The organism is Paenibacillus durus (assembly GCF_000756615.1).
GTDB classification, from domain to species: Bacteria; Bacillota; Bacilli; order Paenibacillales; family Paenibacillaceae; genus Paenibacillus_AQ; species Paenibacillus_AQ durus.
Map to the genome: position 1 here is coordinate 1,307,561 of NZ_CP009288.1, position 14,003 is coordinate 1,321,563.

Consider the following 14,003-nt stretch of genomic DNA (forward strand, 5'->3'; position numbering starts at 1 on the left):
TTGAAATGTCTATATTCAAACAAAACCGCTGGATGCTGCCGCTACTCGGCGTAATTCTGGTGTGTTTCTCTGCGATAATTTTGCTGCTGCCAGAGCTCGGATTGAGCGGAGAGCGGGACAAGGTCTATGTGGGCCGTTTGCAGTCGCCGCTGCTTTTATCTGCGCCGCAGGCTGGCGATACCACAGTGAACGTGGGGGAGAGGACCAAGCCGGCGGCGGAACCGGCCCTCAAGGCCAGAGCCGCCATAGTCCGGCAGAGCCATCCCGAACTGTCTGTCGTTCCCCAGGCGCTTGTGACCGCCTGGAAGCCTGCGCCCGCCTCCGAATGGCTGAGCGTGAAACAATTGGTTCTGAAGGATAATAGCAACTCGGCGTCTGTAATTGCTAAGAACAAGGCCTCCGCAGCCGCACCAATCAGGCATCCGCAGAATGCGCGTGAAGCGAGACGGAAGGCGGCGGCAGGGACAGCGCCGCGCCAATCCAAGGACAAGAAGACTGCCGTAACCCGGAAACATCTCCCCGTAATACTTTACTTCTCACGGAATAAGCTATTAAGCCGGGAAGAGCGCGACCAATCCACCCGGAGCTACGCTGTATCCGAAGAAGAGGTGCTTCTGCTCCAGAAAATCGTAATGGCAGAGGCAGAAGGCGAACCGTACAAAGGCAAGGTGGCAGTTGCCAACGTTGTTCTAAACCGGCTGCGGTCAGCCCAATTTCCCAATACTATTAAAGCGGTCATATACCAGAAACATCAGTTTAGTCCGGTGGCCAACGGGCGGCTGAAGCGGGTAAAGCCAAACCAGGACTCGATCAGGGCTGTTGCCGCCGCGCTCTCCGGGGTTAAGGAAGTTACTGACGATACCTATTATTTCCTTTCGCTTAAGCTTGCCCAGGATCTTACCGTGCACCATTCCCAGACTTTTTCCGAAAAAATTGGAAATCATAGCTTTTATCGATAGTTCATCTTCTCGTAATGGGGTAATCTACTATTATGTAGAGGAGGGAATAATCATGAAAATTACTTACTACGGTCATTCTGCGCTGCTGATTGAATCGCCTGAGGCAAAAATCATCATTGATCCGTTCTTATCCGGAAATCCGGGTTCGGGAATCGCTCCGGAGAAGATCCGGGTTGATGCGGTGCTGCTGACCCATGGGCACTCTGATCATCTCGGAGATGCGGTTGAGATTGCCAAGAACAACGACTGCCCGATATTCGCGGTCTATGAGCTTGCCGAGTACTGCCGGATAAAAGGCGCGAAGGTCAAGCACATGAACATAGGCGGCAAACTTGCCTATTCCGGGTTTACCGTTAAGTATACGCCTGCCGTTCACTCTTCCTCCATACAGGAGGGCGACTACTGGATTTATCTAGGCGAGCCTGGAGGGATTCTGCTGACCCTTGAAGGCAAAACGCTGTTTCATGCCGGCGATACGGCGCTGTTCGGGGATATGAGGCTGATTGGGGAACGCAATGCTATCGATGTCGCCGCGCTTCCAATAGGGGATGTGCTGACGATGGGTCCGGACGATGCGCTGCTGGCGGCGAGCTGGCTGCGGGCGGCCAAGGTGATACCGGTGCATTATAATACTTTCCCGGTGATCGAACAGGACGGAGCGGAGTTCTGCAACCGGCTGAAGGAGGAGGGCATCACCGGATTCCCGCTCAAAGCCGGAGAGAGCGTGGAGATTTAGGAAGCGGCCGCAACAAAAAAAGGACGAACGGCGAACAGCCGGATCGTCCTTTTTGGCGGTATATCCAAATTCAATAAATTAAGGCGTCGAGTACACCGCTTTATCGCTAAGCGTCTGTGCCGTTGAGCCGTTCTCCCCAGCCAGTTTCGCCTGCTTGCCCAGCATCTCCAGCACCGTTACGGCGCAGTGATGCGGCTGGTAGTGGTCAGGGGTGAGCCGGAGGCGGCGCTGCTTCTCAAGCTCTGCATATTCGCGCTGGAGAAGCCGGAACCATTTGTCTATAACCGTCTCGGAGTCCAGTACCTCGGCCAATCCGAGCTCGACGAAATATTGAGAGTTCTTCTCTTCTTGCCCGGGAATGGCTTGATAGAAGAGCATAGGGATGCCTTTGGCCAGCGCCTCGGTGCAGGTCATGCCGCCCGGCTTCGTAATCAGCAGATCGGCGGCGTCCATCAGCTTGTTGACGTCGCTGCTGTATCCGAGAATCGTAATATTCGGATGCCGGAACCTTGAATCGCTGCGCATTTTGTCCACCAGTTTATCATTGCTGCCCATACAGAAAATGAGCTGGATATGATCAATCTTCGCCGTCAGCGCGTTCATGATTTCTTCGCCGAACATCAGGCCCCAGCCGCCGCCCATAATCAGCACGGTGGGCTTATCAGCAAGTCCCAGCTCCTGCCGGAGCGCCTCCCTGCTTGATCGTTCCCAGAATTTGGGGTGAACAGGAATTCCCGTTACCTTTACCTGATCGGAAGGAATGCCGCGTCCCGTCAAGATCGCCTTTACCCGAGAGGTGGAGACGAGGTAGCGGTTCACCTCAGCGTTAACCCAACTGCCGTGCGCGTCGTAGTCGGTAATCAGCGTGTACAGCGGCACTTTCAGCCCCAGATGCTTCAGCCTGGAAACGACGGCGGCAGGAAGAGGGTGTGTACATATAATAAGATCTGGTTTAAGCTGCTCGATGACTTGCCGGGCATGTGCATAAAAAACACGGTGCAGCGCCAGTTTAGTGAACCGGTTCAGCGATCTGTGATATTGCGTCTTGTACAGCATTCCAAATAGCTTGGGCTGGCTGCTGACGGTCTTGCGGTAGGCGGAAAGAATCCATGGAGCCACCGTCGGGTTCAGGAATTTGCCCAGCTCGATGACCCGGCACTGGACCGCAGGATTGAGGCGTTTAATGCCCTCAGCCAAAGCATAGGCGGCCCCTGTATGTCCTGTGCCGAAGCCTTCCGAAAACAGCAGTACTCTTTTCTTTCGCATAATTTCACCCGCTACTTTCGATTTCGATAGAGTTGCCAAGTCTGTTACATTTACTATACGCCATATTTTCTAAGAAATTCTGTACTCTTTTTACATTATACAAATAAGACGTAAAGAGAAAGTTAAAACACTGCAAGAACTAAAAAATAAAACAACTCGGAACATATTGCAATCTGACGCACAAAGTGGTAAATTAATTAACGACTGAATGACCGGATTCATAAAATAGTCAGTATGCTTGACCGGCATTTATTAAGCTGCAGAAAGGAAGTGCGGGAGATGGCGGTGGTGGATCGAAGGCAGCAGGTGATTAAGGCGGCGGCCAAATCTTTTTCATTATTCGGCTATAAGGCGACAACGATGGATCAGGTGGCCAAAATCGCGAACGTAGGCAAAGGCACCATTTATACATTTTTTTCGAACAAGGAGCAGTTGTTTGACGAGATTCTTCATTCGGTTATTCTTGAGATGAAAAATATCGCCGACCGGGAGATTAGGCGCGACAAGCCTTTCTTTGACAACCTGCAGCGTGTGCTGGACGCCCTGCTGGACTTCCGTAGAGAGCATGAACTGATTATCAAGCTTTCCCAGGAAAAGCGCGAATTCGGCACGCTACAGGCGCAGGAAGGGCTCGATAAGATCGAGGGCGCCATCATCGCATATCTGGAAAGGGAGGTGGAGTACGCCATCAGGCATAATGAAATTAAGCCTTGTGATCCGAAGGTTATATCGGTGGTTATGCTGAAACTGTATATTACGCTGACGGCCGAGCTTAACAAATTGCATACCCCTCTAAGCAAGGAAGAGATCAAATCGTATTTCCGGCTGATTCTGGCCGAAGGACTGGCACAGCAAACGAAGTGAGGGAATGGGTCAGGCGTCTCTTGCCGATTCTCTCCTGAAGTTTGCCGAATCAACGGGAATTCACCTAGAACAAGATTCACCGAGAGCACCGATAGCAAGAGCCGAGAGGCATTTTTTTATCCCTTGAATTGACCAATCGGGGAAAATAGTCAGTTATTATTACAAGCTAATTTGCGTAAACCGAAAGAAAAGGATAAAGGAGAGAACCGGAGTGAAATCATTATCTGTCTTTAAGAAAGACGCGGGTGCGGCGCTCAAGAAACCGATGATGCTGATCACCATCCTGGCCGTGCTTTTCATTCCGACGCTTTACAGCGGGGTGTATTTGAAGGCGTTTTGGGACCCTTACGGCAATCTGGATAAGATGCCGGTCGCCATCGTTAATGAAGACAAGGGCGCCGATTACGAGGGGACTAAGCTGAACGCCGGCCAAGATCTGGTGGAGGAGCTTAAGAAGAGCAAGGATTTCAATTGGGTCTTCGTGAACCGCGAACAAGCGGAAGCGGGACTGAATAAAGACGAGTATTATGTGGCGATCATTGTGCCGGAGAATTTCTCAGCCAATGCGGCGACTGTACTGGATGATCATCCGAAGCCGGCACAGCTGATATACGAGCCCAAGCAGGGGGAGAATTTTACCGCCAGCACTATCGCGGGTTCGGCAGCCAAGGAGCTCAAGGCCAAAGTATCCGCAAAGATTACGGAAGCGTACACGAATTCTGTGTTTGATAACATAACCGAAATTTCAAACGGTCTTGGCGAAGCCAGCGACGGTGCGGCCAAAATTGCAGACGGCGCGGGCCAACTGGACGATGGCGCGGCCAAGCTGAAAAATAATTTGGTCGTTCTGACCGAAGGAGCGGGCAAGCTGCTGAGCGGTATTCAGCCGCTGAAGCAGGGAGCCGCCGCGATCAAGAGCGGCGCCGCCGAGCTGCATACGGGGGGCAGTTCCCTTGCCTCCGGGCTGAATCAGCTGTCCGCTGCCCATAAGCAGCTGGCGGCTGGCGCAGCGCAGTCGGCGGCCGGCGCCAAGCAGCTAAGCGGCGGGCTGCAGCAGTCAGCTCAAGGCGCAGCTCAGCTAAAGAGCGGAGCGGGAGCCGTCGCGGACGGCAGCTCGAAGCTAAAGAACGGAGCGGAGTCTGTCGCGGATGGCAGCGCGAAGCTGCAGGCCGGACTGACCGCCTCCGTGGACGGCAGCGCGCAGCTGGCTGACGGACTTAAAGCCTCCGCTGAAGGCAGCGCGAAGGTAAGCGCCGGCGCGAAGAGCGTATCGGATGGACTGCAGCAGCTGGCGCAGGCCAATCCGCAGCTGGCAGCGAGCGCCGATGTGCAGAAGCTGATTGCCGCGAGCAAGGCGGTGGCGGACGGCAGCGCGCAGCTTCAGCAGAGCCAGGCGCAGCTGGTTCAGGGCGCGAGCGATTTGCACAGCGGCCAGGCGCAGCTGGCGCAGGGCGCGGCGCAGGTGCATGACGGCGCGCAGAAGCTTGCGGCCGGCGCAGGCCAGCTGAACAGCGGCGCCAAGCAGCTTGGCGGCGGCGCCCAGCAGTTGGCCGAAGGCCAGCAGCGGCTAGCCTCCGGCGCGGCTTCGCTGGCAACCGGCGGCGGCAAGCTTGCGGCCGGGATGCAGCAGTTCGGAGCCAAGCTTGGCAGCGCCGCAGCGGGCGGCAGTAAGCTGGCGGCAGGAAGCGCCAAGCTGGAAGCGGGCGCCTCTTCGCTAGCAGCCGGCGTCGCCAAGCTGGGCGGCGGGATCGGCTCGGTTGCGGAAGGTTCTCAGAAATTGAGCGACGGCGCTGGAGATTTGAAGGACGGGACAGCCGATCTCAAGACCGGTTCGTCGGAGCTTGCGGGCAAGCTGAACGATGCGGCGGATAAGACGGGTGGCGTCAAGGCTGCCGACGAGACTGTCAGCATGTTCGCCGAACCGGTCGAACTAAACCAGGAAACGCTGAGCGAAGTGCCGAATTACGGCACCGGGCTTGCCCCTTATTTTCTGTCTCTGGGCCTGTTCGTCGGAGCGTTGATGTGTACAATCATTATCTCGCTGCGTTCCACTACGGTCGAGGAAGCTTCCCGGTTTAACCGGTTTGCGAGCCGTACCCTTATTTTCTCCGCAATGAGCGTTCTGCAATCTATTGTGGTAGCGTCGATTATGCTTTACGGACTGGGGCTTGAGGTTCAGAGTGTGCCTAGATTCTACGCCTTCACTTTTATCGCCAGCCTATCGTTCATGTGGCTGATTCAGGCCCTGGTGACCTGGCTGGATCAGCCGGGCAGATTCGTGGCGATTGTGCTGCTGATCTTTCAGCTGACGACAAGCGCAGGTACCTTCCCGCTGGAGCTCATTCCAAAATGGATGCAGTCGCTTCATCCGCTGCTTCCGATGAGCTACAGCGTGCAGGGCTTCAGATCGGTCATCTCCACCGGCGATTACGGCAGAATGTGGAGCGACGCAGGTACGCTGGCTATTTATGGCGCCGTGTTCCTCGTATTCACGCTGCTGTACTTCATTAGCCGTGGACGTGACGAAAAAACAGAGATAAATAGTGAACAAGTTTTGTCTGTATAAATCTTGATTTATGACAGCTGAAGTATTATTAACCGGAGCGCCCGTAAAGGGCGCTTTTTGGTTATTGCAGGAAAATAAAACGGTTTCACAACATGGGGACTAAAAATATTACATGGATAAAACGTTTGCAATGAATAAGCGCTTATTCAGTTGTAATGCATAAAAATTCATAGATAAGATTTTTTAAGCTTTTATCCGGTAAAGCTGTGTCGCAAAAGCTAATGTTAATCAGCATAATAAAAAAGTTTAAATTGCGCTCATGTGAGGTCGATGATAAAATAATATAACCAATCTGCGTTGAATAATTATTAATGATGCCCCACTTTATTATAGAAAGGTTGCGTAAGATGAGACACACAGAACTGCCCCCTAAACAGGGCCTTTACGATCCCCAGTTCGAGAAAGATGCCTGCGGCATGGGCTTTGTTGCCCATATCAAAGGTAAGCCATCGCATGAGATTGTCAGCAACGCCTTAACCATGCTCGCCAATATGGAGCATCGCGGAGGCCAGGGAAGCGAGCCGAATTCCGGCGACGGCGCGGGCATTATGCTGCAAATTCCGCACCGGTTCTTCTCCGAAGAAGCGAAAGCGCTCGGCTTTGAACTGCCGGAAGCGGGCCGTTACGGTGTCGGCATGCTCTTTTTGTCTCATAATGAAGACATCCGCACCGCGCATGAGCGCACCCTGAGTGAAATTATTGCCGAAGAAGGGCAGACGGTGCTCGGATATCGCGATGTGCCAACCTACGACGAAATGCTGGGCAAGACGGCGAAAGCCGCCAAGCCTTATGTTCGTCAAGTATTTATCGGCCGTTCCGCCGATATTCAAGACGATCTTGCCTTTGAACGCAAACTGTACGTTATCCGCAAACGGGCGGAGCTCGCCATCCGCTACAGCGGATCGGAAGAAGGCGCTTCCTTCTACCTGCCGAGCTTGTCCTGCCGCAAAATTGTATATAAAGGAATGCTGACTACCGAGCAGGTCGGTCCGTTCTATCTCGATCTGCAGAACGAAGCACTGGAATCGGCGATTGCGCTTGTCCATTCCCGGTTCAGCACCAATACGTTCCCGAGCTGGGAGCGTGCCCATCCGTACCGCTTCATGATCCATAACGGTGAGATCAATACGCTGCGCGGCAACGTAAACTGGATGCATGCCCGCCAGTCGCTGTTCAAGAGCGAAGTGTTCGGCAGCGATCTGGAGAAGATCAAGCCGATTATCAACCCGGACGGGTCCGATACCGGGATGTTCGACAACACGTTTGAGTTCCTGTACCTGAGCGGCCGTTCCCTGCCTCATGTGGCTATGATGATGGTTCCCGAGCCGTGGAGCAATCATGACAGTATGGACGAGAAGAAGAAGGCGTTCTATGAATACCACAGCACACTGATGGAGCCGTGGGACGGGCCTGCCGCCATGGGCTTCACCGACGGTGTGCAGATCGGCGCGATTCTTGACCGTAACGGGCTGCGGCCTTCGCGTTATTATGTAACGAAAGACGATTTGATTATTTTGTCCTCTGAAGCGGGCGTACTGGATATCCCGCCGGAGAACGTTCTATACAAAGACCGCCTGAGACCGGGCCGCATGCTGCTGGTCGACACCAAGGAAGGCCGCATTATTTCCGACGAGGAAGTGAAGGCGGCAATCGCTTCCGAGCATCCTTACCGTGAATGGCTCGACGAGCATCTGATCGGCCTGAGCGAGCTTCCGGAAGCTCCCGAACTGCCTAATCCGAAGCATGACAACGTTCAGCAGCTTCAACAGGCATTCGGCTACACGTTCGAGGACCTGCGCAAGGTGCTGGAGCCGATGGCTTCCAGCGGCGCCGAAGCGGTAGGCTCCATGGGCTATGACGCTCCGCTTGCGGTGCTGTCCGACCGCCCGCAGCGGCTTTACAATTACTTTAAACAAATGTTCGCCCAGGTAACCAACCCGCCGATTGACGCCATTCGCGAAGAACTGGTAACTTCGACGATAACGACGATCGGGCCGGAGCGCAACCTGCTGAATCCGGAACCGGAAAGCTGTAGACAGATTGCGCTGGAAACGCCGATTCTGTCCAATGAAGACTTCGCCAAGATCCGTCACGTGCGGCGCGCAGGCTTCAAGTCGATGACCATTCCGACACTATTCCCGGCCGAGCTGGGAGCCGAAGGGCTGCGGACCGCGCTTGACCGTCTGAACGAAGCGGCTGACCGCGTGATCGAGAAGGGCCATAATATTCTTATTCTGTCCGACCGCGGAGTAGATCGTGAAAATGCAGCTATTCCGGCACTGCTTGCCGTATCGAGCCTGCATCACCATCTGATCCGCCAAGGTACCCGGACAAAGGTTACGATTCTGCTGGAATCCGGCGAACCGCGCGAAGTGCATCATTACGCGCTTCTGCTCGGCTACGGCGTCAGCGCCGTGAATCCGTACCTGGCATTCGAGAGCCTGGACGACATGATTTCCCAAGGCCTGCTGAGAGGCGTATCGCACGAGAAGGCCGTCAAGAACTATATCAAAGCGGCAACGAAGAGCGTCGTCAAGATCTTGTCCAAGATGGGCATCTCCACGATCCAGTCTTACCGCGGCGCCCAAATCTTTGAAGCAGTTGGCCTGAAGTCCGATTTCGTGGACCGCTACTTCACTTGGACTCCTTCCCGCATCGGCGGCATCGGCCTGGAGGAAGTAGCCATGGAGACACTTGCACATCATAATCGCGCCTTCTCCGACAAGGACGGCAAAGACAAGGTGCTGGATTCCGGCGGCGAATATCAATGGCGCAGCGACGGGGAGGATCATCTGTTCAACCCGCAGACGATTCATCTGCTCCAGCATTCCGTCCGCAGCGGTGATTACAATATGTACAAGGAATATTCGGCGCTTGTTCAGGGCGAGAGCAAGAAGCATCAGACGCTCCGTTCCCTGCTTGAGTTCAAGCCGGTAGGCGAACCTATTCCGCTGGAAGAAGTGGAACCGGTGGAATCGATCATGAAACGCTTCAAGACCGGAGCCATGTCCTTTGGTTCGATCAGTAAAGAAGCGCATGAGGCGCTGGCCATTGCGATGAACCGCATCGGCGGCAAGAGCAATACGGGCGAAGGCGGGGAGGATCCGGCGCGCTTTACTCCGGATGCCAACGGGGATTCCCGCCGCAGTGCGATCAAGCAGGTCGCATCCGGCCGGTTCGGTGTAACCTCGAATTATCTGGTGAACGCCGATGAGATTCAAATCAAGATGGCTCAAGGCGCAAAGCCGGGCGAAGGCGGACAGCTTCCGGGACGCAAGGTATATCCTTGGGTTGCCGAGGTTCGCGGTTCCACGGCAGGCGTAGGTCTGATCTCGCCGCCTCCTCACCATGACATTTATTCCATCGAGGATTTGGCGGAGCTGATTTATGACCTGAAGAATGCCAATCCGCGCGCGAGCATCAATGTGAAGCTCGTATCCGAGGTTGGTGTCGGAACGATTGCCGCAGGTGTGGCGAAGGGCCGCGCCGACGTTATTCTGATCAGCGGATACGACGGGGGCACCGGCGCATCGCCGATGAACTCCATCCGCCATGCCGGCCTTCCGTGGGAACTGGGTCTTGCCGAGACGCATCAGACGCTGATGCTGAACAATCTCCGCGACCGGGTCGTGCTGGAATCGGACGGCAAAATGCTGAGCGGCCGCGACTTGGCTGTAGCTGCACTGCTGGGCGCCGAAGAATTCGGTTTCGCTACAGCGCCGCTGGTGGCTGTGGGCTGTATCATGATGCGTGTCTGCCAAATGGACACTTGTCCGGTTGGCGTAGCAACACAGAATCCGGATCTTCGCAAGAACTTTGCCGGCGATCCGCAGCATGTCGTTAACTTTATGACTTTCGTTGCGCGGGATTTGCGCGAAATTATGGCGAGCCTGGGTTTCCGCACCATTGAAGAAATGGTCGGCCGCACCGACTGTCTGGACGCTGTTCAGGCTTCGTATCATTGGAAGAAGAAAGGCGTCGATCTCAGCGGATTGCTGCACACGCCGCAGCTGCCTGAAGGCAGCACGCGTTTCAACAGCAAGAAGCAGAATCACGGGCTGGAAGAGACGCTGGATGTATCCAAGCTGCTTCCGCTTGCTGCAGCGGCGATTGAAAATGGAACGGCTGTGGAAGCATCCCTGCCGATTACGAACGTTAACCGCGCCGTCGGTACGATTCTGGGCAGCGAAGTGACGCGCAAATACGGCGCCGCCGGACTGCCGGAGGATACGATCCGCCTGCACTTCACCGGTTCTGCCGGTCAAAGTCTTGGAGCTTTCATGCCGAAAGGTATTACGATTACGGTTGAAGGCGATACGAATGACTACATCGGCAAAGGACTCTCCGGAGGCAAGCTGATCGTTAAGCCGTCTCCGAAAGCGACGTTTGCCGCCGAGGAGAACATCATTGTCGGCAACACGGGATTCTATGGAGCGACCAGCGGCGAAGCCTACATCAGCGGCATTGCCGGCGAACGCTTCGCGGTCCGCAACTCCGGCGCCAAGGTTGTCGTTGAAGGCGTGGGCGACCACGGCTGCGAATACATGACTGGTGGACGCGTCGTCGTCCTGGGCGGAACCGGACGCAACTTCGCGGCGGGAATGTCGGGCGGCATCGCCTATGTATTCGATCCGGACAATACGTTCATCAACCGCTGCAACCTGGAAATGGTGCTGCTGGAGCGTGTTGAGGAACAGGAAGAAATCGAAGAGCTGCACAGCATGATCGTCCGTCATACGGAGCTGACGAACAGTGCGCTCGGACAGCGTGTGCTGGATAGCTGGCAGGATAATCTTCCGAAATTCGTCCGCGTTATTCCGAAGGATTACAAACGGATGATGGACCAAATCCGCAAGGTGGAGGAGAGCGGTCTGACCGGCGAAGCTGCTATGATGGCTGCGTTCGAAGCGAATATGCGCGAACTGGCGCGGGTAGGCGGTTAAGTCACCGGACAACATAATATAAATACAGCAGCGGCAGACCGGAGTAAAGCTTCGAGTCTGCCGCTTTTTTGACGTTCACATAATGAGCACAGAAAATACAGCCTTCAAATGGATTTTATAGTATAAAATATGGTAATATTAACGTAAATATTTCCATTTCAGAAGTACAGGGGACTACTATGCGGAAATTCCAATGGCTGTTAAGCACAATTTCCCTTTCACTTGCGCTAATGACAGGATGCAATGCATCAGCGCCCAATACTGGGCCCGAAAGCACAGCTGCAGCAAATGAAAGCAGTAATTCTTCGACTAAAGACATAGCTGCCGCAGAAGTAAACGATGCTGTTAAAGCAGCGGAGAAATACAAAAATGCTGAGTATGAAATCAAGGCTTCCGAGGATATTTTGTCGGCTGAATCAGTGGAGCAGCGAAATGCAGCAATTAAACCTTATTTAACGGAACAATTTTACGAAAAGGCGTCGAGCACTCGTTACACCATCTTGCCTTTGAAAGTCGCTGATAAACAGAAGGTTTCGTTAAAGCCGGTAGACCTTCAATGTGATCTCAGAGAGAAGAGGGAAAATACTATCTTATTAAACTATAAGTTGAACCTTTTATTTTTGGATCAGGAAGGGAAGGAAACTAAACGGATTCCCATAGACGGCATACTGACTCTTTTTTATGTTATGGGCAATGGCTTGTACAGGGTGATACATTTGATGTGAACACATTTAAGGAATTCATTGTTAAAAAATAAGTTGTCATTTCAAAATCGAAATTCACGATTTAGACAGCTTCGGGGGAAATACCGCCGGGCTGTTTTTGTGTGAAGTGCGCGGCGTTAGACATTTTTTGATTTTTTTGCAGGTTTATTGCAGAAAGAGGCGTCTAACCTTTATATAGGCATGCCCGCCGAAAGTACATGAAGGAAGGATGGGACAATAATGACAGTAAATGCGGTAGCAACGGAACCGGTTGCCAGGCTTCTTGGTGTAACCAAAAGAATCGGTTCAAAAACGCTGGTTGGCGATTTGACGCTCGACATTCCGGCAGGACAGGTCTTCGGCTTTCTCGGGCCGAACGGCGCAGGGAAGACGACCACCATTCGGATGATGGTTGGACTGATCTCGATTAGCCGGGGTGATATTGTAATCGGCGGCAGAAGCATCAAGACTAATTTTGAAGAAGCGGTTGCCCAGGTTGGGGCCATTGTAGAGAATCCGGAGATGTACAAGTTTCTAACCGGATACCAGAATTTGAAGCAGTATGCGCGAATGGTCAGCGGCGTGACCAAACAGCGTATTCAGGAAGTCATTGAGCTTGTCGGACTGGGCAGCCGTATCAACGACAAGGTGAAGAGCTATTCGCTCGGCATGCGCCAGCGGCTCGGAGTAGCCCAGGCGCTGCTTCATCGGCCGAAGCTGCTAATCCTCGATGAACCGACCAACGGGCTTGATCCTCAAGGTATACGGGAGCTCCGGGATTACCTGCGGCGGTTATGCCGGGAGGAAGGGACGACCGTGTTCGTCTCCAGCCATTTGCTGTCCGAAATGGAGCTTATGTGCGACAGCGTCGCAATCATTCAGAACGGGAAGCTGATCGATGTCCGCCAGTTGAAGAGCGAGGAGGGCGCTCAGGCGCATGGCAGGGAGTTTGTGTTCGAGGTAGATAATGCCCAGACCGCTCAAGGACTGATCGGCGGGACGGTGAAGGATGCGGGGGGAATTGTCGTGCAGACGGTTCGAGAGGCTATTCCGGACCTGAACGCGAAGCTTGTGAGCGGCGGCGTCAAAGTATACGGCATCAAAGAGGTCGTAGTCTCACTGGAGGATCAATTCCTGGAAATGACTGGAGGTGAGGGCATTGAGTAAGTTTAGTTCGCTTGTACATAATGAGAATATAAAAATATACAGCCGGGCCCGCACCTGGATCATGCTGCTTCTGCTGGCGATTTTCAGTGTCCTGATACCTGTGCTCATGTATGTTAGCAGCTCGGCTGAGAGCCGGCCTGGAATGTGGAACGGCTTTCAGATTACGGTGAGCGTCATCTTTTATCTGAATATGATATTTACCGTAGTTATCGCGTCGGACGCCGTGGCGGGGGAATTCTCTTGGGGTACGATTAAGCTGCTGCTGATCCGGCCTTGGAGCCGCTCGAAAATTCTGCTGTCTAAGTACATTTCCATGGTGCTGTTCAGCGTGCTTACGACTGTACTGTTGGTAGTTTGCGCTTACGCCGCCTCGCTGATTCTGCTGCCTTCCGGCAGTGAAACCATGACTCAGAGCGGCTGGAGTCCGGAAATGTTCAGCGCGATGTTCGTCTTATGCCGGTATGTGGAGCTGTTCCTGACCGCTGCGCTTGCTTTCATGGTTTCGAGCGTATTCCGCGCTAGCGGGCTGGCGATCGGCCTGTCGCTGTTCATTATATTTGTCAAAAATCTTTTCATCGGCTTCTTCAATCCCGATCATTACGAATGGGCGAATTATTTGCCGTTTAGCCATATGGATCTTAGCGGCTATCTGGCCTCGAATACGGGGCCGGGAGGGGCGACGCTGGGGTTCTCCATTGCGGTGCTTGCCGCCTATTATGCCGTGTTTCTGCTGCTGTCCTGGATTGTGTTCAATCGCAGAGACGTTGCCGGTTGACCGGAAAATAAACAGGGAAACGG

General features: G+C 53.8%; 9 protein-coding genes. 8 read left to right on the forward strand and 1 reads right to left on the reverse strand.

Annotation, left to right across the window (positions count from 1 at the left end):
• Positions 1-5: 5 nt before the first annotated feature.
• Both PDUR_RS05935 and PDUR_RS05940 read left to right on the forward strand, forming a co-directional pair.
• Entirely contained in the window at positions 6-959 is a 954-nt protein-coding gene (locus PDUR_RS05935) for a cell wall hydrolase (RefSeq protein ID WP_042205480.1), read from the forward strand.
• 52 nt (positions 960-1,011) lie between these two features.
• Positions 1,012-1,695 (forward strand): metal-dependent hydrolase, encoded by a 684-nt coding sequence (locus PDUR_RS05940; RefSeq protein ID WP_042205481.1) that lies wholly within the window; start codon positions 1,012-1,014, stop codon positions 1,693-1,695.
• A 78-nt stretch (positions 1,696-1,773) separates the two neighbouring features.
• Here the strand turns inward: PDUR_RS05940 and PDUR_RS05945 are convergent, their stop codons facing one another.
• Entirely contained in the window at positions 1,774-2,961 is a 1,188-nt protein-coding gene (locus PDUR_RS05945) for a UDP-N-acetylglucosamine--LPS N-acetylglucosamine transferase (protein WP_042205482.1), read from the reverse strand.
• Positions 2,962-3,240: 279 nt separating this feature from the next.
• On the opposite strand from PDUR_RS05945, the gene PDUR_RS05950 reads away from it, so the two are divergent.
• The 6 genes from PDUR_RS05950 to PDUR_RS05975 all read left to right on the forward strand — a co-directional run bounded on the left by PDUR_RS05950 (position 3,241) and on the right by PDUR_RS05975 (position 13,980).
• The gene (locus PDUR_RS05950; RefSeq protein ID WP_042205483.1) at positions 3,241-3,825 is read left to right on the forward strand and encodes a TetR/AcrR family transcriptional regulator; all 585 of its coding nucleotides are present in this window, start codon (positions 3,241-3,243) and stop codon (positions 3,823-3,825) included.
• A gap of 211 nt (positions 3,826-4,036) precedes the next feature.
• Positions 4,037-6,391 carry a YhgE/Pip domain-containing protein gene (locus PDUR_RS05955; RefSeq protein WP_042205484.1) on the forward strand — a complete coding sequence of 785 codons (2,355 nt, stop codon included), beginning with the start codon at positions 4,037-4,039 and terminating at the stop codon, positions 6,389-6,391.
• Positions 6,392-6,738: 347 nt separating this feature from the next.
• A complete protein-coding gene (gltB, locus tag PDUR_RS05960) occupies positions 6,739-11,334 on the forward strand; it encodes a glutamate synthase large subunit (RefSeq protein WP_042205485.1) in 4,596 nt (1,531 codons plus the stop codon).
• 179 nt (positions 11,335-11,513) lie between these two features.
• Complete coding sequence (locus PDUR_RS05965; protein ID WP_042205486.1) at positions 11,514-12,059, forward strand: hypothetical protein; 546 nt, start codon at positions 11,514-11,516, stop codon at positions 12,057-12,059.
• Positions 12,060-12,278: 219 nt separating this feature from the next.
• Positions 12,279-13,205: an ABC transporter ATP-binding protein gene (locus tag PDUR_RS05970; protein WP_042205487.1), complete on the forward strand. Its 927-nt coding sequence runs from the start codon at positions 12,279-12,281 to the stop codon at positions 13,203-13,205.
• Positions 13,189-13,980 carry an ABC transporter permease gene (locus PDUR_RS05975; RefSeq protein ID WP_407944286.1) on the forward strand — a complete coding sequence of 264 codons (792 nt, stop codon included), beginning with the start codon at positions 13,189-13,191 and terminating at the stop codon, positions 13,978-13,980. Before PDUR_RS05970 ends, PDUR_RS05975 begins: the two co-directional genes overlap by 17 nt.
• Positions 13,981-14,003 lie beyond the last annotated feature (23 nt).